Below are 19,408 nucleotides of genomic sequence, written 5' to 3'. Positions count from 1 at the left end.
GAACATGTTACGAAACAACCGGAGCCGGAGAGATGGCAAAAAAATCAAAGCGTTTTCGTGTCGGGGTAGAAGGTGCCACGACTGACGGGCGCACTATTGAGCGCGACTGGTTAACGCAGATGGCTGAAACCTATGACCCGACGGTATATACCGCCCTGGTCAATATGGAGCACATCAAAGGTTATACCGCTGATAGTCCATTTCGCCGCTACGGGAAAGTGGACAAGCTCGAAGCTGCTGAAATTTCCGAAGGTACGCTGAAAGGGAAAATGGCGCTTTATGCATGGTTATCTCCGACAGATGACCTCGTAGCGCTCACGGACAAATGGCAAAAGCTTTTCACCTCCATGGAGGTAAACCCTGCTTTCGCCGATAGCGGAAAAGCCTATCTGGTTGGCCTGGCTGTCACTGATGATCCTGCAAGTCTTGGTACGGAAATGTTGCAGTTCAGCGCAACAGCACCGGTAAACCCACTGGCGCGTCGCAAACTCGACACAGGGAATCTCTTCACCGCAGCAGAAGAAACTGTGATCGAGTTTGAGGATGTAACCGACTCAGTCAGCATTCTGGAACGTATCAAAAGCCTGTTTTCTGCAAAAACGACCAGTGACGATAAACGTTTTTCTGATGTGCACCAGGCAGTTGAAGTCGTTGCGTTGGAGCATCAGACGCTTTCAGAAAGCGTGACCTCACTAAGTGAAAAACAGATCGGCTATGCCCGGCAGCTTGAAACGCTATCAAAAGAATTTACCGAACTGAAAACCCAGCTTTCCATTCAGGACAGTCGAAGCGATTTTCGCCCGCAGGCAACGGGTAGCGGCAATCACAACGAAAACCTGACCAACTGCTGACGGAGCAACAGCGTAATGAAAAAAGAAACCCGCTTTAAATTCAATGGCTATCTGACGCAGTTAGCAGAGCTGAATGGTATTACTGCCGACGATGTCGCGAAAAAATACACTGCCGCGCCATCAGTGGCACAGACGCTGGAAACCAAAATTCAGGAATCTTCCAGCTTCTTGCAAAAAATCAATATTATCCCAGTGGATGAGCAATCCGGAGAACGTCTCGGTCTCGGCATCGGCGCAACTATCGCGGGAACAACTGACACCACCCAGAAAGACCGCGAGCCTACCGACCCAACCTACATTGACGGCGAAGGTTACAAATGCACACAGACCAACTTTGATACCGCCCTGCCGTATCAGAAGCTGGATTTGTGGGCTAAGTTTCAGGATTTTCAGACCCGCATCCGCGACGCTATCATCCAGCGCCAGGCGCTTGACCGCATCATGATCGGTTTCAATGGTGTGAAGCGTGAAAAAACCTCTGACCGTGTGGCGAATCCTTTACTCCAGGACGTGAATATCGGCTGGCTTGAAAAAATTCGCCAGGAAAAACCCGTTCAGGTACTGGATAAAGTTATCGGTGAAGATGGCCAGGTGATTTCACAGGTTATCCGTGTTGGCAAAGCAGGCGATTTCAAAAATCTCGACGCGTTGGTAATGGGTGCGGTTAATGAAAAAATTGCTGCATGGTATCAGGAAGATACTGAACTGGTCGTGATTTGTGGTCGCGCTCTGCTGGCTGACAAATATTTCCCGATCGTCAACCGCGACCAGCCTAACAGTGAATCACTCGCAGCAGATCTTATTATCAGCCAGAAGCGTATCGGCAATCTGCCTGCGGTCCGGGTGCCGTTCTTCCCGGCCAATGCCATGCTGATCACCCGCCTTGATAACCTCTCCATTTACTGGCAGTCCGAAACCCGCCGTCGCTCGGTTATCGATAATCCAAAACGTGACCGTGTGGAGAATTTCGAATCCATCAATGAAGCCTATGTTGTTGAAGATTATGACTGCGCGTGCCTGATTGAGAATATCGAAATGCTGGCCGAACAAGCCGACGGTAATTCCGGCGTACCGCTGACAACTGAAAACATCCAGGAAATCGTTTCTGCTGCGGTTCAGGGTGTATTGAGCGGTCAGGCATCGACAGGTAATGCGGGTTCCGGGGCGTAACGATGAATCCGTTTCGAACGCATACGCAGTATATCCAGGCACAGGAGGCCGCCCGACAGGGCGGCAATGCCACCGCGGCATTGTCTGGCTATAACCGGATGTTATTGCAGCTCTCCGAGCATCGCCGGCGCCTTAAAGGCGTGCAGTCTAATGAACGCAAAGCCGCACTGAAACGTGAGTTTCTTCCTGCCTATGCCGCCTGGGTGGCCGGGTTACTTGAGGCAAACTCAGCGAATCAGGACGATGTCGCGATGTTCATTATGATCTGGCGTATCGACGCCGGGGATTATACCGGCGCACTCGATATCGCCCGTCACGCTGTAAAGCACGGCTGGGTGATGCCGGACCGTTTCAACCGAACAACCGGAACCGCCATTGCCGAAGAATTCTCTGACGTTGCTATGCGCGCTTTCACAGCAGATGAAGAATTCAGCGCTGCCATTCTGACACAGGTTGTTGACCTGGTTGATGACGAAGATATGCCTGACCAGTCCCGCGCACGTCTTTTTAAAGCAATGGGCTATGCCTTACGGGCCAACGATCAGGCTGTCGCTTCACTGAATTACCTCAAACGGGCTGTTCAACTGGATAACAACATCGGCGTAAAAACTGACATCAAACAACTTGAGGCCCGTTTACGTAAAGCCGTGACGGGTTAATGAATCGTGCCCACGCGCGGGGCGGCACGGGGTGGAGACAGGCTTTCAGCCGCATCAAAACCCCGTCCACCGCCCAACTATCGGGGAAAACAATGAACATGAAATTCGTTTCGCCAGAACCGGCGAAAGAGAGCGCGCAGGACGTTATCAAAAACACCTTCTTTTGGCCTGAAATACGACCCGCAGATTACCGGGCGTCTATGAGAACAGACGGCACAGTTACGCCTGAGCGGCTTCGTTCTGCGCTGTTGACGGCAATTTCAGAGGTCAACGCCGAGCTGTACACATTCCGCGAAAAACAGATGGCACGCGGACTGGAGACACTGGAACAGGTTCCCGCCGAGAAGATCGACGGTGAAAGCGAACGGGTCCGGCTTTACCGCTGCGCCGTTTTTGGCTGGGCAAAAGCCAGTCTGATCGAGCGTTACCGGGATTTTGACTCAACTGGTGAAGGAAACAAAAAGGCTGATGAGCTGGAAACATCGCTCGGCGATGTGTGGCGTGACGTGCGCTGGGCATTATCGCGGCTTCGTGATCTGCCACATATGACAGTAGAGCTGATTTGATGAAAGTCCGGGCACAGCAATCAGACACCGTGGATGCCATTTGCTGGCGCTACTACGGCAAAACACAGGGTATGACGGAAATCGTGTTAAACGCGAACCCCGGCCTTGCCGATATGGGGCCAGTGCTGCCGCATGGTCTGGAAATTGAATTGCCTGAGCAGGCATCGTCATCAACGGTCACACAGACCATCAAGCTGTGGGAGTAGTGGAATGAACGCAGAACGCATCAACGCAGCAATCACTTATGCAATCGCGGTTTTTCTGGCATGGCTGGGCGATTTTTCTGTGAAAGACCTCAGTTCTGTTTTTGCAATGCTGATCGGTGCATGTACCTTCGCTGTTTACTGGTATTACCGCCGTAAAACCTTTCAGCTCCTGGCCGCCGGTAAAATCTCTGCGGAGGACTACGAGCGTGCAAATCGTTAAACGCTGTATCGCGGCGGTGATCCTGACAATTGCCGCAACACTCCCCTCATATCAGTTACTGCAAACCTCACCGGAAGGCTTGCGACTCATTGCAGATTATGAAGGTTGCCAGCTCACCCCTTACAAATGCAGTGCCGGAGTATGGACCAGCGGGATCGGACATACGGCAGGCGTTAAGCCCGGTCAGACAGTCAGCGAACGTCAGGCCGCCGATAATTTTGTGACTGATGTATTGCTGGTAGAACGTCGTCTGGCTGTCTGTGCGCCGGTCAAAATGCCGCAGTCAGTCTATGACTCACTGGTCAGTCTGTCTTTCAATGTCGGGACCGGAACAATCTGCCGGTCAACCATGGTGGAATTTCTCAAACGCCAGCAGTGGTGGCAGGCCTGTAATCAATTGCCGCGCTGGGTCTATATCGATGGTGTCAAAAGTGCCGGACTGGAAAAGCGCCGCGCGCGTGAGTTAGCCTGGTGCATTAAGGGAGTCGGCCAATGATGTTATCACGCGGCATGATTGGCTTTATGGCGATGTTGCTTGTGCTGTCGGCTTTTTTGGGCTGGCAGCTTCTCCGGGCGCATGAAACCATTGGCGAAAAAGAGCAAACAATTGCGACTAAAGAGGCCGACTTGTCACGTGCAAACAGTCAGCTCATCGCTACCAATATGTTGAACCGTATGAATGACGCATACCAGGTCGGGTTACAGCAAAAGTCATCCGGTATCGAATCCGCATCAAATCTTCGCGCAGCCAACGTCAAGAAGGTCATCAATGATAAACCAGAAAATAGCGCCTGGGCTGGCTCTGCTTTGCCTGCTGACATTATCCGGTTGCACACCAGACCGGCAATTGTCGGGGCCGACGCTTACCTTCAGTACCTGTCCGAAAGTGACGCGGTGCGTACTACAGGCCAGTGATCCCGCAACGAATGGTGAGCTTGCAGCAGCCAAAGACCAGGCTGAAAAAGACTGGGCGTTATGCGCTGCGAAAGTGGACATGATTGTAGACTGTCAGGAGAAAACCGATGAACAAGCCCGATTCACTGCGGCAGGCGTTAAACCAGGGCATTGAATATCTGGCAAGCAATCCTGATGCACTGCAACTTTATGTTGATAAAGGAGCGGTGGTTAGCTCAGGTGTACCCGCAAACGGCTGGGAATATCGCTACACCTTAAACGTAGTAATAACTGATTACGCCGGCGATCAAAATATCGTGATGGCAGTAGTCTGCAACTGGTTGTCCAACCACCAACCTGATGCGCTGAATAACCCGGAACTCAGGGAAAAAATTTTCCGCTTTGAAGTCGATATCCTGCGTAATGATCTCGTGGATATCGCGATTTACCTTACCCTTACAGAGCGTGTCATTGTTACGGAAAGTGGAGGCATAGCGACCGTTGCCGCAGTCACTGAACCGGATGAGCCTGAAATCTGGCTGGATCATCACCATGGATAATATCGTCCATGTCGAGTCCTGGATTAATGCGCTGTTGGAAAAGTTGACCGCACAACAGCGGCGCAAGCTCCTGCGTGATGTGGCAACCCGGCTGCGTCAGCAACAGCAAAAAAACATCCAACAGCAGAAAAACCCTGACGGCAGCGCATTTGAGCCAAGAAAACCCCAGCTACGAGCGAAAAAAGGGCGAATCAAAAGACAAATGTTTTCAAAAATGCGCACAACGCGGTACCTGAAAACTCAAATCACTGGGAACACCGCCGGTGTTGAATTTGATGCGAAAGCCCGTCGTATAGCCCGCATCCACCATTACGGTTTGCGCGACCGGGTAAGCAAAAAAGGCCCGGAAATCACTTACCCTACCCGTCAATTGCTTGGCATTTCAGACGTATCAAATGAACTAATCACCGATCTGATCCTTGAGCACCTTTCTCGTTAATTGTGTGGTTCTTCCTACAACGGCAGGCACTAAACGCGCCTGCTGCCTACTGGAATACTCATCATTATGAAACCGAACTCTGAAAACTCCCTGGCTGAGTTATATCGCCTGTTACTCAATATCGTACGCACCGGCGTTGTGACAGAAGTCGACGCCGATGAATGGTTATGCCGCGTACAGACAGGCGATCTAGAAACAACCTGGCTGAACTGGCTCACTATGCGAGCGGGTAAATCACGCACATGGTGGAAACCGTCCGTTGGCGAGCAGGTACTTTTGCTATCGATTGGCGGCGATCTCACCACGGCGTTTGTGTTGCCGGGCATCTATTCCAACGACGCGCCTCCCCCTTCCACATCGGAAGAGGCGATGGTGATGTCATTTCCTGATGGGGGCTGGCTTGAGTATGAGCCTGAGACGGGTCAATGGTTAATCAAAGCCGCGTCAAGTGTGGTTATTAACGCCCCCGACAGTATCGAAATAACAACAACAAATCTCAAAATTTCGGCAGCCAAAACGAGCATTAACGGCACGGTAGAGCAGAGCGGCGGCAACATGTCATCTAATGGCATCGTTGTTCACACCCATAAACACGGGGGAGTAAGCAGCGGTGGTTCAAATACAGGTGGCCCGGCATGATGTATCTCGGCATGAACCAACAAAGCGGCACTGCTATCACCGATCTGGAGCACATTCGCCAGTCTGTGCGCGATATTCTCATTACACCGGTAGGTTCACGCATCAACCGCCGCGAGTATGGCTCCTTACTTTTTTCCCTCATTGATTCCCCCCAGAACACGGCAAACCGACTGCGTGTGTATGCGGCAGTTTACAGCGCACTGAATCGATGGGAGCCACGCATCACATTAAGCAGCATTTCTATCGAGACCACGGCAGACGGAAAGATGGTTATTGAGTTAACAGGCTGGCGCGCTGACGGCTCGCCGTTGAATGTCAGTGTTGATGTGGGGGTCTGATGAGCACAGTAGATTTATCGCAGTTGCCCGCACCGGAGATCATCGACGTCCCGGATTTTGAAATCCTGCTGGCTGCGCGTAAAGCGGAACTCATCGCGCTCTATCCGCGAGATGAGCAGGAATCCGTTACACGAGCGTTGGCACTGGAATCTGAACCAATGGTGAAAATCCTCCAGGAAAACACTTACCGTGAAATTCTTTTACGACAGCGTATCAACGAAGCGGCACAGGCGGTCATGCTGGCCTATGCACTGAATACAGACCTTGACCAGCTCGGCGCCCTGTTCAACGTTGAACGATTGACAGTTACGCCAGCCGATACAGCGGCAGTACCGCCGGTCGATGCAGTGATGGAGGCTGATGATGATCTGCGCGCTCGCGTGCAATCCGCATTTGAAGGGCTTTCAGTTGCCGGACCAACCGCAGCTTACGAGTTTCATGCACGTAGCGCCGATGGACGCGTTGCAGACGTAACAGCAACAAGCCCAGCACCTGCGCAGGTTGTTGTAACCGTACTGGGTCGCGATGGTGACGGAACGCCACCCGCTGATCTCGTCGATGCTGTTGCAACAGCTTTGAATGACGAGACTATCAGGCCGGTTGCTGATCGTCTCTTAGTCCAGGCCGCGCAAATCGTGCCCTATAAAATTGCAGCCACGCTTTACTTCTACCCTGGGCCAGAAGCTGAACCCATCATTGCCGCCGCAAAAACCAGGCTCCAAAGCTATATAGCCAGTGTGCAGCGACTGGGGCGCGATATCCGACGTTCAGCAATTTACGCAGCGTTACACGTTGAGGGAGTGCAGCGCGTCGAACTGACTTTTCCAGCCGCCGACGTGGTGCTGGATAAAACGCAGGCGTCATGGTGTACAGACTGGTCGGTAACAGGCGGGGGCACAGATGAATAACAGTTTGTTACCCACCGGCTCCAGCGCGCTTGAGCGCCGCTTAGCACAGGTATGCAGTGGTATCAGCGGGCTGGATGTCCCGTTACGTGATCTGTGGAACCCGGCAGCCTGCCCCGCCAGCTTTTTGCCCTATCTTGCCTGGGCGTTTTCGGTTGATCGCTGGGATGAGAGCTGGTCAGAAAGTTTAAAACGCCAGGTTATTCAGGATGCTTTCTATATTCATCAGCACAAAGGCACCATCAGCGCTATCCGCCGTGTGGTTCAGCCATTTGGCTTCCTGATCCGAGTAATTGAATGGTGGCAGAACGGCGACCCGCCTGGCACGTTCAGGCTGGATATCGGTGTTCAGGAGCAGGGTATTTCAGAAGAAACGTATGCCGAACTGGAACGGTTGATCAGTGATGCAAAGCCATGCTCCCGGCACATGCTGGGTATGAGTATAAATCTGCAAAGCCAGGGGAAAATAAACACAGGGGTTGGGTGCTACACCGGCGAAACGTTGACGGTTTACCCCTACATGCCGGAAACAATTCAGGTCGGCGGTACGCCATGGACAGGCGCGGCTATCCACACAATCGATACGATGAGGGTACAAAATGGCGTCTAAATATTTCGCACTGTTAACCGAGCGCGGCGCGGTAAAAATTGCGCAGGCTACAGCGCTGGGGACACAGGTAAAAATCACCCAGATGGCGATAGGTGACGGCGGCGGTTTTCTACCGGTCCCGTCTTCATCACAGACAAAACTGGTCAATGAGCGCCGTCGTGCTGTGGTTAACTCACTGAGTATCGACCCATTGAACAGTAGCCAGATTATTGCAGAGCAGATTATCCCGGAAGATGAGGGTGGCTTCTGGATACGTGAAATTGGTCTGTATGACGACGCGGGAGAACTTATCGCAGTTGCTAACTGCGCGGAAACATACAAGCCAGTGCTTTCTGAGGGGTCAGGCCGTACACAGGTTATACGCATGGTGCTGATCGTCAGCAGTACTGACGCTGTGACACTGAAAATAGACCCGTCCGTAGTATTGGCTACCCGCCAATATGTTGATGACCAGATTATTGTAGTGAAAGTCTATGTCGATGACCTGATGTCTAAACACATTGCTGCACCAGACCCACACACTCAATATGCACGCAAAGCATCACCCACCTTTACCGGCATCCCGACAGCACCGACGCCAGAGTCCAGTAACAACAGTACCCAGCTTGCCACCACTGCATTTGTCCGGACCATCATCGCGCAGCTTGTCAACAGTTCACCAGCAGCGCTCGACACACTGAATGAACTGGCAGAAGCGCTGGGTAACGACCCTCACTTTGCGACTACAATTACAAATGCGCTGGCAGGCAAACAACCATTGGACAATACCCTCACCGCATTATCAGGGAAATCCATATCAGCGCTCCTTACATATCTTGGCCTGGGTGATGCTGCAAAACGAGGTGTCGGCACAGGTGCAAATCAACTCCCTGACATGTCAGCTTTTGACTTTTCACGAAACGGGCAAAATGCCTGGGATATTCTCCCTAATGGAATGATTCGACAAGTAGGCACTTTATCTTTGGCACCAGTAGGCAACTTCAACCCGCAGGTTCTGGGAGGGGTGACATATTACACACACTATTATCGAGTTAACTTTCCGAGGTTATTTCCTAATGCCCAGATAGCAACGATAGCTACATTAGCCAGTTACACATATTCGAATCAGGCAACCATGGCCGGAAAATCAATTTCAACACACAGGGATACCGACTCAGGCACTGATGTCTCCAGGGCAAGATTTACCGTAGCGTATACGACGCCAAATCTTGGTGAAATTCCGACTGTGCACTTTGAATCAATAGGGTATTAACTATGGGAAATAACTATTTCAGCCCGACGACGGTGGGTTTTTATATATCTGAACAGGATCGTCCTGATGATGCATTAGAGGTATCACCGGAAGTGGAAGCATTCTTGAGGAAAGCTGTTATCTGGGGAGCGGATACTTTTACCGTTGAGGGGAATAAGGCATCGGTGACATACCCGCCAGAGTTGCATGAGTACGTCACCGCATATGATGCACCATTCAGATATCCAGTGGAATAACATCGCGGTAGGACTGTAATTCTTTTGCAAATATTGAAACGCCGCAGCGATGCCATTTATCTCACGGAAATAGGCGCATTTATCGCTCGGCGCATCCTGCAGCATAGTCAAAAGTGACGGTGCTCGATACGCTGGCCGCCACGGCTAAAAATGACAATGCTGCAGTTTCCCATTGTACGAAAGCCGACACAACGCCACGCAGATGCGCAATTCAGGCGGACCTTCCAACATAGCGAAGCACACCACATGTGGAGATTCGCTAAATGGCTCAGGATTATCATCACGGCGTCCGCGTTGAGGAAATCAACGACGGGACCCGCTCAATTACAACAGTCAGTACCGCAATTGTCGGTATGGTCTGCACAGCAGACGACGCCGATGCATCAACATTTCCGTTAAACACACCGGTACTTCTCACCGATGTACTGACCGCCAGCGGTAAAGCGGGTGAATCTGGCACGTTGGCACGCTCGCTGGATGCTATTGCCGATCAGACCAAACCCGTGACCGTCGTAGTACGAGTTGCCCAGGGTGAAACCGAAGCCGAGACCACGGCGAATATCATCGGTGGTGTGACCGCCGAAGGTAAACGTACTGGCATGAAAGCGCTACTGGCAGCAAAGGCCAAATGCGGGGTGAAACCGCGTATTCTCGGCGTCCCCGGTCATGATACCCAGGCTGTTGCAACAGAGCTGCTGAGTGTTGCACAGAGCTTACGCGGCTTTGCTTACCTTTCTGCGTATGGTTGCAAAACTGTCGAGGAGGTTATCGCATACCGTGCCAACTTCGGACAGCGCGAAGGTATGCTGATCTGGCCTGATTTCATCAATTTCGACACGGTAACACAGGCAGACGCCACGGCGTACGCTACCGCCCGCGCACTCGGTATGCGGGCAAAAATCGATAACGACACCGGCTGGCATAAGAGCCTGTCCAATGTCGCAGTAAACGGAGTAACCGGGATCAGCGCCGATGTATTCTGGGATTTACAGGACCCGGCGACGGATGCCGGTCTGCTGAACCAGAACGACATCACCACGCTGATCCGTCAGGACGGCTATCGCTTCTGGGGTTCCCGCTGCCTGAGTGATGATCCACTCTTCGCCTTTGAAAACTATACCCGCACCGCGCAGGTGATTGCGGACACCATCGCAGAGGCGCATATGTGGGCGGTGGATAAACCACTGAACCCGTCTCTAGCCCGCGACATCATTGAAGGTATTCGTGCGAAATTCCGCAGCCTCGTGGGCCTGGGCTACATCATCGGCGCTAACGCCTGGCTGGATGAGTCCGTGAACGACAAAGACACACTCAAGGCGGGCAAACTCACCATTGACTATGACTATACCACCGTCCCGCCGCTGGAAAATCTGATGTTGCGCCAGCGTATCACCGATCAGTACCTGGTTGATTTCGCAAGCCAGGTCAGTGCGTAAGGAGAAAGCACATGGCATTACCTCGCAAGTTAAAACACCTGAATTTGTTCAACGACGGCAACAACTGGCAGGGGATCGTCGAGTCGTTAACGCTGCCGAAGTTTACACGCAAATTTGAGAAATACCGTGGCGGCGGTATGCCTGGCGCGGTCGACATCGACATGGGGCTGGATGACGGCGCGCTGGACACTGAATTTTCTATCGGAGGCATGGAGGCTTTGTTATTCAAGCAAATGGGCACAGCGACAGCAGACGGTATTCAGTTGCGCTTTACCGGGTCCATCCAGCGTGACGATACCGCCGAAGTACAGGCCGTGGAGTTAGTCGTGCGTGGTCGTCATAAAGAGATCGACGGTGGCGAATTGAAAACCGGCGAAAGCAACACGACGAAGGTATCCAGCGTCAATACATACGCAAAACTGACCATTAACGGTGAGGTTTGCTATGAGGTGGACGTGTTGAATATGGTCGAAATCGTTAATGGCATCGATCTGATGGAAGCGCATCGTAGCGCGCTTGGCCTCTGATAATTCCGGTGCGCTTAGTCGCACCGCATATTCTCTGTTTTCTGAATGGAATAAAAAATGAAAAACGAAACTGCTGATGTAACTGTTATTTCAACTGAAAAAAACGTTGAACTCGACACTCCTATCCAACGCGGTAATCAGCTTATCGAAAGCGTAGTGATCCGCAAACCCCAGGCGGGCGCATTACGAGGTACTCGTTTACAGGCATTGATGGATATGGATGTAAACGCAATGACTGTTGTATTGCCTCGCGTCACAACCCCTGCCCTGACGCCCGCCGAAATCAATCAGATGGACCCGGCAGATCTGCTCACTCTGTCCGTTGAGGTGGTCTATTTTTTGTTGAAGAAATCGGTGATTGCCGATTCCCCGACAGCCTGACGGTAGAAGACCTGGTGGCAGACATCGCCACCATCTTTCACTGGACGCCACCCGTTACGGACGAGATGTCACTCACCGAGTTGCTGGAGTGGCGGCATAAGGCGATTTTACGTAGCGGGGCATCAGATGAGTGATAAGAATCTCCGGTTGCAGGTAGTTTTAAGCGCGGTCGATAAACTGACCCGCCCTTTCAAAGAGGCGCGCGCCAGCACAAAAGAGCTGGCTGCCGCCGTCAAAGCGTCCCGCGATGCGCTGAAATCTCTCGACGACGCCGGAACAAAACTAAACAGTATCGGCACGCTGACTGTGTCGATTGGTCGCCTTGATACCGAACTGGAAAAAGCCCGCCTGCGCGCGCAAATGATGACGCGCGAACTCTCCGGGCTGGAGAATCCGACAAAGAAACAGACCAAAGCTGTTGATGACCAATGGCGCGCCGTCTCACGCCTGGAAACCCAGCAGGAAAAAGAGACACAACAGCTCGGCACGCTCCGCGCCGAACTCTACCGCATGGGGATATCGTCAAAAGACGCAGCGGGGGCGACGGAACAAATCAGGACGCAGACGGCCAGGCTTAACACGGAGCTGGCAGAGCAGGAAACGCGGCTTAAGCGTGCCGGAGAACAACAGCGCCGGTTATCAAATGCCCGTTCCCAGTACAGCAAGTCGCTGGAAGTCAGGGACCGCATCGCGGGGGCATCGGCTACAACTACGGCGGCTGGCGTGGGGATCGGCGCGCCGGTCGTCGCCGCTGTGAAAGAATACGCTAGCTTTGAAGACGCCATGAAAGGAGTGGCAAAGCAGGTTAACGGCTTGCGCGACGACAAAGGCAATCGCACCGCGCAATTCTATGAAATGCAGAAGGAAATTAAGGCAGCAGCCGAAAAGCTGCCAATGCAAAACGGCGCGATTGACTATGCATCCCTCGTTGAAGGTGGGGCGCGTATGGGGATCGGTAAAGATGCCAAAACGTGGGAGGAGCTGAAAACAGATTTGCTCAATTTCGCCTCGGTGTCTGCTAAAGCGTCAACCGCGTTTGAGTTACCAGCAGACCAGTTGGCAGAAAACCTCGGAAAAATCGCAAACCTATACAAAGTTCCGATAAAAAACATCGAGCAGCTCGGAGACGTGATCAACTACCTGGACGATAACGCCATGTCCAAAGGTGCCGACATCATCGAAGTCATGCAGCGCATGGGCGGCGTGGCTGACAAGCTCGACTTTCGAAAAGCGGCTGCGCTCGGTTCCACGTTCCTTACCCTGGGTGCCGCGCCGGAAGTGGCTGCAACAGCCGCAAACGCCATGGTGCGCGAATTGTCCATTGCTAGCATGCAGTCTAATCGGTTTATGGACGGTATGGATGCGCTTAAGTTGAAGCCCGAAAAGTTAGAAAAAGCGATGACAGTCGACGCCATGGGCACGATTATTAAAGTGATGGAAATGGTTAAGAAGTTGCCAGAAGACAAACAAATGAACGTGCTGACGCAGCTATTTGGTAAAGAGTACGGTACGGCTGCGGGCAAGCTGGCAAACAACATGGACGAGTTGTACAAGCAGCTTGGTCTAGTCAAAGGGAAAGCCTCCGAAGGGTCGATGCAAAAAGAGTCTGACATCAACGCAGACTCACTTTCAGCGCAATGGATGCTGGTCAAGGCAGGCACCCAAAACACAATGAGCAGCCTGGGCGAGACGCTGCGCGGCCCACTGATGGATATCATGCAAATGATGAAATCCGTCACCGGTACTGTCCGACGATGGATCGAAGCTAACCCGGAACTGGCTGGCGCAATCATGAAAGCCACCGCTGCCGTGGCGGCGCTGTTTGTGGTACTCGGTACGTTCGGCATCGCAGTTGCTGCCGTACTTGGCCCGCTGGCGCTGGCCCGGCTGAGTCTGAAAATTCTCGGTATCAAATCCCTGCCGGTTCTCTCGGCGACGGCACAGCGAACAGGAAACATTCTGTCCTGGCTGGGATCAGCGCCATTGAAAGTGTTACGCACTGGGTTACGTGGTGCGTCGGGTAGCACCGGGTTACTGACTGCACCGCTGACCGCGTTGCGCGCCACAGCCGGAGTTACCGGAAATGCCCTGTCAGCGATTGCGGGCGTGCCTGCTTCTCTTTTCCGTGGGGCTATGTCCGGTCTGTCTGCCGTCCTGGGTGTTTTTCTCAACCCGCTGAGTTCTCTGGGCCGCCTTCTGAGTGTGCTGGCGTCCGGCCCCATAACAGTATTGCGCATTGCACTGATGGGTATTTCAACCGTGCTAGGAATCCTGCTCAGCCCGATAGGGCTGGTTGTGGCCGCGCTTGCATCGGTGGCGCTGGTCGTCTGGAAATACTGGGAGCCAATCAGCGCTTTCCTCTCCGGTGTCGTCGAGGGTTTCAAAGCCGCTGCCGCGCCTATTGAACAGGCATTTGCCCCTGTCCGACCTGTCTTTCAGTGGATAGGCGACAAGGTTCAGGCGCTATTCGGATGGTTCCGTGATTTACTGACGCCGGTTAAATCCACCGCAGAAGAGCTGAACAACGCCGCATCAATGGGCCGGGCTTTTGGTCAGGCACTGGCTGACGGGTTGAATATGGTCATGCATCCGCTGGACACGCTCAAAGAGGGCATAAGCTGGCTGCTTGAAAAGCTGGGGATTGTTCAGGAAAAATCAACGAATCTGCCAAAAGTGGATGAAAGCACCAGGCCTGGCCCCTCTCCGATTCCAGCGCCTGGCGGTTACAGTAATTACGGGATAGCAACACCGGGGAAATACACCTACCAGCCGTATGAAATTCCAATGCACGATAATGGCGGCTTTATTCCCTCTGGTCAGGTTGGCATCGTCGGGGAGTATGGCCCGGAGCTGGTAAATGGCCCGGCCAATATTACCAGTCGTCGCAAAACAGCAGCATTAGCCGCTGCGGCGGCCAGCGCCTATAACAACGGCGACGCCTCACAGCTTACCGCCGCGCGAATGCTGGCCCCAATTCGCCTCCAGGCAGAAACCCGCACCGCAGCACCTCTCATGATGCAGTCACTGTCCGACGATTCATTAGGTATGCGAAACCGTGCGGCGGCATTAGCTACAGCAACGATGTTAGCGATGGGAAGCCTTGCGCAGCCCGTCGCCGCTAAACCGCTGCATCCGTTCAGCTTGCCCGCCAGTGAATACCGGGAAGCGACTCAAGCACATGGTGGTAGTCAGGCTAACGGGTTCATTCAGCCTGCGCCAGTTCAGGCAGTTTTCCATATTAACCAACTACCCGGCGAAAACGCAGATGACCTGGTTGACCGGGTACTGCGAAAACTGGAAGACACGCAACGCAGAGAGGCAGCCGCACGTCGCGGCAGATACAGCGATACAGGAGATTTCTCATGATGATGGTATTGGGGTTCTTTGTATTCACGCTGAAAACAATCCCCTTTCAGCAGTTGCAGCAACAACAGCAATGGCGGCACGCCAGTAACAACCGAGTGGGGAAGCGCCCGACGATGCAATTCCTGGGGCCGGATTCCGACAGCATCACACTGTCCGGCGTGCTGATGCCGTCGGTAACTGGTGGCAAGCTGTCTTTGCTTGTGCTGGAGCAAATGGCAGAAACCGGGCGCGGCTGGCCGCTGATACGTGGTGACGGGACGATTTACGGTATGTTTGTTATTTCCGAAATAGGCAAAACAGAAACCGACCAGGTCAGCAGCGGTGCGCCGCGCAAAATAGATTTCACCATCAAGCTAACCCGGATGGACGAATCACTGACACAAATGCTCGGGGACCTGTCAGGGCAGCTTTCAGAACTCAAGGATAACGCTATAAGTGCCGCCAAAAACGCTGCAAGTTCAGTAACAAATAGCGTCGGGAGTCTTCTGCAATGACAGAAATGACAATGTTGTCCGGAATTGAAGTCGTGCCAGATTATCGGATACGGGTCAGCAATAAAGACATTACCGCCGATCTCTCGCCCCGGCTGATCTCGCTGACGCACACTGACAACCGCGGATTTGAAGCCGACCTGCTGGACATTGAGCTGGACGACGCCGACGGCCTGCTGGAAATGCCGGTTCGTGGCGCAGTACTGTCACTGGCCTTGGGCTGGAAAGGTCAGGCACTGGAGGTCAAAGGGGATTTTACCGTTGATGAGATCGAGCACTTCGGAGCGCCGGACCGCATCAGCGTGCGCGCTCGCAGTGCCGATTTCCGGCAGACGCTCAATATCAAACGGGAGAAATCCTGGCATAAAACGACAATAGGCCAGGTTATGCAGGAGATAGCCGCCCGGCATAAGCTAAAAGTCGCTGTGGGTAAGGATATGGCGGCACAGGAAGTGGATCACATCGACCAGACAAATGAATCTGACGGGTCATTCCTGGCGCGCCTCGCGAAGATGTACGGGGCAATAGCAGCAGTAAAATCCGGGAATCTGATGTTCATCCGGCAGGGCCAGGGGAAGTCTGCCAGCGGTCAGGCACTGCCGGTCGCTACCATCACCCGCAACTCTGGTGATCAGCACCGGTTCAGCATTATCGACCGTAGCGCCTATACGGGCGTAGTGGCATCCTGGCTTCATACCAGGGAAGCCAAAAAGAAACCGACAGTGAAGGTTAAGCGCCGTCGACGGAGGAAGACCACGGCCAAAACTAAAACGCCTGAGGCTAAACAGGGTGAGTATCTGGTTGGCAGTGATGAAAATGTCCTGGTCCTGAGTCGTACTTACGCCAACAAGAGCAATGCGGAACGTGCAGCAAAAGAGCACTGGTCGCGTATCCAGCGCGGTGTCGCATCATTTTCTATCACCCTTGCTATGGGTCGCGAAGAGCTTTTCCCAGAGCAGCCCGTCAGAGTTTCCGGGTTCAAACCGGTCATTGATACCGCCGATTGGATTATCACAACTGTCACTAACACGATTAATGACAGCGGCTTTACCACAGCGCTAGAACTGGAAGTGAAAATTTCCGATTTGGATATGGAATAACGAAGCGGTTTAACTTTGCAAGTTTAACGAGTAATATTCTCAAAAATGCAAAATGGAGATGCCTGCTATGATGAACTGCCCGCTCTGCGGTAGTGCCGCGCACACCCGCTCTTCGTTTCAGGTGTCCACCCAAACGAAAGAGCGTTACAACCAGTGCCAGAACGTGGAATGCGGCCACACGTTCGTAACGCATGAGACATTTGTCAGATCGATTAATAAGCCCGCACTGATAACAGCCGCACCGCCCCACCCGAAATCCGGTGGACAAACACACATGGCATTCTGAAAGAAACCCCGCGAAAGCGGGTTTTTTTATGGCTGTATCCGGCGTCCACAGTGTCCACAGTCCACGCCCGGTGTGGGCAATTTGTGGACGTTGTGCAATAAAAAAGGGGCTAGCACGAAGCCAACCCCTTGTTTTTACACAATAACTTTGGATGTCGCGAAAGCGAATCTTAGTTAAGACGCTCTTTGATACGAGCAGACTTACCAGTGCGCTCACGCAGGTAGTACAGTTTAGCTTTACGTACAGCACCACGACGTTTAACAGCAATGCTGTCAACTACCGGAGAGTGAGTCTGGAAGACACGCTCAACGCCTTCGCCGTTGGAAATTTTACGAACAGTGAATGCAGAGTGCAGACCGCGGTTACGAATAGCGATAACCACGCCCTCGAATGCCTGCAGACGTTTTTTGGAACCTTCAACAACCCATACTTTCACTTCCACGGTATCACCCGGACGGAAGGAAGGTACGTCCTGCTTCATCTGTTCTTGTTCAATTTGCTTAATAATGTTGCTCATAATTTAATCTCTTATCCTGGGTAAACTGATATTGGGGGCTTACGCTGTCCCATCATGTTTATGTTGCTGTTATGCGTGTTCTTTTTTGAACTCCGCCAGCAACCTTGCTTGCTCTTCAGTCAGAGCCAGGTTTTCCAGAAGTTCAGGTCTTCTAAGCCAGGTGCGGCCCAGCGACTGTTTCAAACGCCAGCGACGTATCTCGGCATGATTTCCCGACAGTAACACTGGCGGTACTTCCATCCCTTCTAACAGCTCAGGTCGAGTATAGTGTGGGCAGTCCAGTAATCCATCAGCAAAGGAATCTTCCGTTGCCGAAGCTTCATGTCCCAGAACACCCGGAATAAACCGGGAGACCGAATCAATCAGCGTCATGGCTGGTAACTCACCACCGCTGAGAACGTAATCGCCGATAGACCATTCTTCGTCAATCTCGGTTTGGATTACGCGCTCATCTATCCCTTCGTAGCGCCCGCACACCAGAATCAGTTTCTGATTCGTTGCCAGTTCGCTGACGCCCGCTTGATCAAGCTTACGCCCCTGAGGTGACAGATAAATCACTTTTGCGCCTTCACCGGCCGCATCTTTTGCTGCATGAATGGCATCCCGCAAAGGTTGCACCATCATTAGCATCCCCGGTCCGCCGCCGTAAGGACGATCGTCCACGGTACGGTGCCGGTCATGAGCAAAGTCACGTGGACTCCAGCTCTGGATGCTCAGCAGGCCATTTTTAACTGCCCGGCCAGTTACCCCGTAGTCGGTAATCGCGCGGAACATTTCAGGAAACAGGCTAATTATGCCAATCCACATAGCGCCGTCTTTTACCGTATATCCGGAGGTTTAAAAACCAGGATCCCAATCTACTTCAATGGTTTGAGTAGTGAGATCGACTTTCTTGATAACCTGCCCATCGAGGAACGGAACCAACCGCTCCTTGATACCAAATGCATCTTTCAGGTTTGCCTTGATGACGAGAACGTCATTTGACCCGGTTTCCATCATATCGATGACTTTACCGAGGCTATAACCTTCGGTGGTCACTACCTGGCAGCCCATCAGGTCTTTCCAGTAGTAGTCACCCTCTTCCAGTTCCGGCAACTGCGATGAATCTACGACAATTTCGCAATTGGTCAGCAGATTCGCGGCATCTCTGTCATCAACACCTTTCAGTTTGATGACAATGTCCTGATTGTGGTAGCGCCAGCTTTCCAGCTCAATGCTCTGCCACTGACCCGCCCGTTCAATAAACCAGGGCTGATAGTCAAAAATGCTTTCGGCGTCTTCGGTGGAAGAAAACACTCTGAGCCAACCACGGATACCGTAGGAAGATCCCAGTTTACCCAGAACGATAGGATTAACAGGGCTCTGCGCGGCGTGTTGCTTGCTCATCATGACCACCGTGACAGATTAAGCTGCTTTGTTTACTTCTTTGATCAGCGTAGCTACGCGATCAGAAACGGTAGCGCCCTGGCCAACCCAGTGAGCGATACGATCCAGATCCAGGCGGGTGCCTTCTTCTTTCTCAGACGCGATCGGGTTGAAGAAGCCAACGCGCTCAATGAAGCGACCGTTGCGTGCATTACGGCTGTCGGTGACAACAACCTGGTAGAACGGACGCTTTTTAGCGCCGTGACGTGCTAAACGAATAGTTACCATAACATCCTCTTGTGTGAATAAAACAACCGGGCCCCATCGAGGAACGGAGCCCGGTGTCATATTAAAAGCCCGAAAATTTTACTGATTTCTGGGGAAATTGCAATCA

Annotated in this window: 29 protein-coding genes; 25 read left to right on the top strand and 4 right to left on the bottom strand. The window is 52.6% G+C overall.

Annotated elements, in window-relative coordinates; translation table 11 throughout:
• Nucleotides 1-32: 32 nt before the first annotated feature.
• From C5523_RS06405 to C5523_RS06285, 25 genes are all read left to right on the top strand, one after another.
• Nucleotides 33-851 carry a GPO family capsid scaffolding protein gene (locus C5523_RS06405; RefSeq protein ID WP_108700792.1) on the top strand — a complete coding sequence of 273 codons (819 nt, stop codon included), beginning with the start codon at nt 33-35 and terminating at the stop codon, nt 849-851.
• A 15-nt stretch (nt 852-866) separates the two neighbouring features.
• The gene (locus tag C5523_RS06400) at nt 867-2,021 is read left to right on the top strand and encodes a phage major capsid protein, P2 family (RefSeq protein ID WP_108700791.1); all 1,155 of its coding nucleotides are present in this window, start codon (nt 867-869) and stop codon (nt 2,019-2,021) included.
• A 2-nt stretch (nt 2,022-2,023) separates the two neighbouring features.
• Nucleotides 2,024-2,680: a phage terminase small subunit gene (gene gpM, locus C5523_RS06395; protein WP_108700790.1), complete on the top strand. Its 657-nt coding sequence runs from the start codon at nt 2,024-2,026 to the stop codon at nt 2,678-2,680.
• Between the two features lie 98 nt (nt 2,681-2,778).
• A complete protein-coding gene (locus tag C5523_RS06390) occupies nt 2,779-3,246 on the top strand; it encodes a head completion/stabilization protein (protein ID WP_108702293.1) in 468 nt (155 codons plus the stop codon).
• On the top strand, nt 3,246-3,452 hold the full coding sequence (locus C5523_RS06385) for a tail protein X (protein WP_108700789.1): 207 nt from the start codon (nt 3,246-3,248) through the stop codon (nt 3,450-3,452). Before C5523_RS06390 ends, C5523_RS06385 begins: the two co-directional genes overlap by 1 nt.
• Nucleotides 3,453-3,456: 4 nt before the next feature.
• A complete protein-coding gene (locus C5523_RS06380; protein ID WP_108700788.1) occupies nt 3,457-3,672 on the top strand; it encodes an HP1 family phage holin in 216 nt (71 codons plus the stop codon).
• Nucleotides 3,659-4,168, top strand: a complete 510-nt coding sequence (locus tag C5523_RS06375) for a lysozyme (protein ID WP_108700787.1) — start codon at nt 3,659-3,661, stop codon at nt 4,166-4,168. Before C5523_RS06380 ends, C5523_RS06375 begins: the two co-directional genes overlap by 14 nt.
• Nucleotides 4,165-4,587 carry an Rz-like lysis system protein LysB gene (gene lysB / locus C5523_RS06370; protein ID WP_108700786.1) on the top strand — a complete coding sequence of 141 codons (423 nt, stop codon included), beginning with the start codon at nt 4,165-4,167 and terminating at the stop codon, nt 4,585-4,587. Before C5523_RS06375 ends, lysB begins: the two co-directional genes overlap by 4 nt.
• Nucleotides 4,469-4,741, top strand: a complete 273-nt coding sequence (gene lysC, locus C5523_RS27620; RefSeq protein WP_223878794.1) for an Rz1-like lysis system protein LysC — start codon at nt 4,469-4,471, stop codon at nt 4,739-4,741. Before lysB ends, lysC begins: the two co-directional genes overlap by 119 nt.
• Entirely contained in the window at nt 4,695-5,126 is a 432-nt protein-coding gene (locus C5523_RS06365; protein ID WP_108700785.1) for a phage tail protein, read from the top strand. The genes lysC and C5523_RS06365 overlap by 47 nt, the downstream gene beginning before the upstream one ends.
• Entirely contained in the window at nt 5,119-5,565 is a 447-nt protein-coding gene (locus C5523_RS06360) for a phage virion morphogenesis protein (protein WP_108700784.1), read from the top strand. The genes C5523_RS06365 and C5523_RS06360 overlap by 8 nt, the downstream gene beginning before the upstream one ends.
• Before the next feature lie 66 nt (nt 5,566-5,631).
• Nucleotides 5,632-6,204, top strand: coding sequence for a phage baseplate assembly protein V (locus C5523_RS06355; protein WP_108700783.1), 573 nt, complete (start codon nt 5,632-5,634; stop codon nt 6,202-6,204).
• Entirely contained in the window at nt 6,201-6,542 is a 342-nt protein-coding gene (locus tag C5523_RS06350) for a GPW/gp25 family protein (RefSeq protein ID WP_108700782.1), read from the top strand. The genes C5523_RS06355 and C5523_RS06350 overlap by 4 nt, the downstream gene beginning before the upstream one ends.
• Nucleotides 6,542-7,450, top strand: coding sequence for a baseplate assembly protein (locus C5523_RS06345; protein ID WP_108700781.1), 909 nt, complete (start codon nt 6,542-6,544; stop codon nt 7,448-7,450). The genes C5523_RS06350 and C5523_RS06345 overlap by 1 nt, the downstream gene beginning before the upstream one ends.
• Complete coding sequence (locus C5523_RS06340) at nt 7,443-8,057, top strand: phage tail protein I (RefSeq protein ID WP_108700780.1); 615 nt, start codon at nt 7,443-7,445, stop codon at nt 8,055-8,057. The genes C5523_RS06345 and C5523_RS06340 overlap by 8 nt, the downstream gene beginning before the upstream one ends.
• Nucleotides 8,047-9,309, top strand: a complete 1,263-nt coding sequence (locus C5523_RS06335) for a phage tail protein (protein ID WP_108700779.1) — start codon at nt 8,047-8,049, stop codon at nt 9,307-9,309. The genes C5523_RS06340 and C5523_RS06335 overlap by 11 nt, the downstream gene beginning before the upstream one ends.
• Nucleotides 9,310-9,311: 2 nt before the next feature.
• Nucleotides 9,312-9,545 carry a hypothetical protein gene (locus C5523_RS06330; protein ID WP_108700778.1) on the top strand — a complete coding sequence of 78 codons (234 nt, stop codon included), beginning with the start codon at nt 9,312-9,314 and terminating at the stop codon, nt 9,543-9,545.
• A 263-nt stretch (nt 9,546-9,808) separates the two neighbouring features.
• Nucleotides 9,809-10,981, top strand: coding sequence for a phage tail sheath protein (locus tag C5523_RS06320; protein WP_108700777.1), 1,173 nt, complete (start codon nt 9,809-9,811; stop codon nt 10,979-10,981).
• A gap of 11 nt (nt 10,982-10,992) precedes the next feature.
• Nucleotides 10,993-11,508, top strand: a complete 516-nt coding sequence (locus C5523_RS06315; RefSeq protein ID WP_108700776.1) for a phage major tail tube protein — start codon at nt 10,993-10,995, stop codon at nt 11,506-11,508.
• Nucleotides 11,509-11,565: 57 nt separating this feature from the next.
• The gene (locus tag C5523_RS06310) at nt 11,566-11,889 is read left to right on the top strand and encodes a phage tail assembly protein (RefSeq protein WP_108700775.1); all 324 of its coding nucleotides are present in this window, start codon (nt 11,566-11,568) and stop codon (nt 11,887-11,889) included.
• Between the two features lie 14 nt (nt 11,890-11,903).
• Nucleotides 11,904-12,023 (top strand): GpE family phage tail protein, encoded by a 120-nt coding sequence (locus C5523_RS06305; RefSeq protein ID WP_108700774.1) that lies wholly within the window; start codon nt 11,904-11,906, stop codon nt 12,021-12,023.
• On the top strand, nt 12,016-15,255 hold the full coding sequence (locus tag C5523_RS06300; RefSeq protein WP_108700773.1) for a phage tail tape measure protein: 3,240 nt from the start codon (nt 12,016-12,018) through the stop codon (nt 15,253-15,255). The genes C5523_RS06305 and C5523_RS06300 overlap by 8 nt, the downstream gene beginning before the upstream one ends.
• A complete protein-coding gene (locus tag C5523_RS06295; RefSeq protein ID WP_108700772.1) occupies nt 15,252-15,749 on the top strand; it encodes a phage tail protein in 498 nt (165 codons plus the stop codon). Before C5523_RS06300 ends, C5523_RS06295 begins: the two co-directional genes overlap by 4 nt.
• Nucleotides 15,746-16,846 carry a phage late control D family protein gene (locus C5523_RS06290; RefSeq protein WP_108700771.1) on the top strand — a complete coding sequence of 367 codons (1,101 nt, stop codon included), beginning with the start codon at nt 15,746-15,748 and terminating at the stop codon, nt 16,844-16,846. The genes C5523_RS06295 and C5523_RS06290 overlap by 4 nt, the downstream gene beginning before the upstream one ends.
• 67 nt (nt 16,847-16,913) lie before the next feature.
• The gene (locus C5523_RS06285) at nt 16,914-17,132 is read left to right on the top strand and encodes an ogr/Delta-like zinc finger family protein (protein WP_108700770.1); all 219 of its coding nucleotides are present in this window, start codon (nt 16,914-16,916) and stop codon (nt 17,130-17,132) included.
• Nucleotides 17,133-17,301: 169 nt separating this feature from the next.
• On the opposite strand, the gene rplS is transcribed toward C5523_RS06285, so the two are convergent.
• The 4 genes from rplS to rpsP form a co-directional block, all read right to left on the bottom strand.
• Entirely contained in the window at nt 17,302-17,649 is a 348-nt protein-coding gene (gene rplS / locus C5523_RS06280; protein ID WP_006178051.1) for a 50S ribosomal protein L19, read from the bottom strand.
• A 69-nt stretch (nt 17,650-17,718) separates the two neighbouring features.
• Complete coding sequence (trmD, locus tag C5523_RS06275) at nt 17,719-18,456, bottom strand: tRNA (guanosine(37)-N1)-methyltransferase TrmD (RefSeq protein WP_039077558.1); 738 nt, start codon at nt 18,454-18,456, stop codon at nt 17,719-17,721.
• 30 nt (nt 18,457-18,486) lie between these two features.
• Entirely contained in the window at nt 18,487-19,035 is a 549-nt protein-coding gene (gene rimM / locus C5523_RS06270; protein WP_071194706.1) for a ribosome maturation factor RimM, read from the bottom strand.
• Nucleotides 19,036-19,053: 18 nt separating this feature from the next.
• Nucleotides 19,054-19,302, bottom strand: coding sequence for a 30S ribosomal protein S16 (gene rpsP, locus C5523_RS06265; RefSeq protein ID WP_039077560.1), 249 nt, complete (start codon nt 19,300-19,302; stop codon nt 19,054-19,056).
• Nucleotides 19,303-19,408: the final 106 nt, after the last annotated feature.

It is taken from the genome of Phytobacter sp. SCO41 (genome assembly GCF_003073275.1).
Classification (GTDB): Bacteria; Pseudomonadota; Gammaproteobacteria; order Enterobacterales; family Enterobacteriaceae; genus Phytobacter; species Phytobacter diazotrophicus.
This window is presented reverse-complemented; position numbering and strand designations above follow the sequence as displayed.

Bases quoted from the DNA above. Each gene is read 5' to 3' on its own strand.
- C5523_RS06320 (WP_108700777.1), top strand. From the start codon at position 9,809: ATGGCTCAGGATTATCATCACGGCGTCCGCGTTGAGGAAATCAACGAC.
- C5523_RS06300 (WP_108700773.1), top strand. From the start codon at position 12,016: ATGAGTGATAAGAATCTCCGGTTGCAGGTAGTTTTAAGCGCGGTCGAT.
- rpsP (WP_039077560.1), bottom strand. From the start codon at position 19,302: ATGGTAACTATTCGTTTAGCACGTCACGGCGCTAAAAAGCGTCCGTTC.
- trmD (WP_039077558.1), bottom strand. From the start codon at position 18,456: ATGTGGATTGGCATAATTAGCCTGTTTCCTGAAATGTTCCGCGCGATT.
- C5523_RS06290 (WP_108700771.1), top strand. From the start codon at position 15,746: ATGACAGAAATGACAATGTTGTCCGGAATTGAAGTCGTGCCAGATTAT.
- gpM (WP_108700790.1), top strand. From the start codon at position 2,024: ATGAATCCGTTTCGAACGCATACGCAGTATATCCAGGCACAGGAGGCC.
- C5523_RS06335 (WP_108700779.1), top strand. From the start codon at position 8,047: ATGGCGTCTAAATATTTCGCACTGTTAACCGAGCGCGGCGCGGTAAAA.
- lysB (WP_108700786.1), top strand. From the start codon at position 4,165: ATGATGTTATCACGCGGCATGATTGGCTTTATGGCGATGTTGCTTGTG.
- C5523_RS06310 (WP_108700775.1), top strand. From the start codon at position 11,566: ATGAAAAACGAAACTGCTGATGTAACTGTTATTTCAACTGAAAAAAAC.
- C5523_RS06355 (WP_108700783.1), top strand. From the start codon at position 5,632: ATGAAACCGAACTCTGAAAACTCCCTGGCTGAGTTATATCGCCTGTTA.
- C5523_RS06385 (WP_108700789.1), top strand. From the start codon at position 3,246: ATGAAAGTCCGGGCACAGCAATCAGACACCGTGGATGCCATTTGCTGG.
- rplS (WP_006178051.1), bottom strand. From the start codon at position 17,649: ATGAGCAACATTATTAAGCAAATTGAACAAGAACAGATGAAGCAGGAC.
- C5523_RS06365 (WP_108700785.1), top strand. From the start codon at position 4,695: ATGAACAAGCCCGATTCACTGCGGCAGGCGTTAAACCAGGGCATTGAA.
- C5523_RS06295 (WP_108700772.1), top strand. From the start codon at position 15,252: ATGATGATGGTATTGGGGTTCTTTGTATTCACGCTGAAAACAATCCCC.
- C5523_RS06350 (WP_108700782.1), top strand. From the start codon at position 6,201: ATGATGTATCTCGGCATGAACCAACAAAGCGGCACTGCTATCACCGAT.
- C5523_RS06285 (WP_108700770.1), top strand. From the start codon at position 16,914: ATGATGAACTGCCCGCTCTGCGGTAGTGCCGCGCACACCCGCTCTTCG.
- C5523_RS06345 (WP_108700781.1), top strand. From the start codon at position 6,542: ATGAGCACAGTAGATTTATCGCAGTTGCCCGCACCGGAGATCATCGAC.
- C5523_RS06360 (WP_108700784.1), top strand. From the start codon at position 5,119: ATGGATAATATCGTCCATGTCGAGTCCTGGATTAATGCGCTGTTGGAA.
- C5523_RS06340 (WP_108700780.1), top strand. From the start codon at position 7,443: ATGAATAACAGTTTGTTACCCACCGGCTCCAGCGCGCTTGAGCGCCGC.
- C5523_RS06405 (WP_108700792.1), top strand. From the start codon at position 33: ATGGCAAAAAAATCAAAGCGTTTTCGTGTCGGGGTAGAAGGTGCCACG.
- C5523_RS06400 (WP_108700791.1), top strand. From the start codon at position 867: ATGAAAAAAGAAACCCGCTTTAAATTCAATGGCTATCTGACGCAGTTA.
- C5523_RS06390 (WP_108702293.1), top strand. From the start codon at position 2,779: ATGAAATTCGTTTCGCCAGAACCGGCGAAAGAGAGCGCGCAGGACGTT.
- C5523_RS06315 (WP_108700776.1), top strand. From the start codon at position 10,993: ATGGCATTACCTCGCAAGTTAAAACACCTGAATTTGTTCAACGACGGC.
- C5523_RS06330 (WP_108700778.1), top strand. From the start codon at position 9,312: ATGGGAAATAACTATTTCAGCCCGACGACGGTGGGTTTTTATATATCT.
- rimM (WP_071194706.1), bottom strand. From the start codon at position 19,035: ATGAGCAAGCAACACGCCGCGCAGAGCCCTGTTAATCCTATCGTTCTG.
- C5523_RS06380 (WP_108700788.1), top strand. From the start codon at position 3,457: ATGAACGCAGAACGCATCAACGCAGCAATCACTTATGCAATCGCGGTT.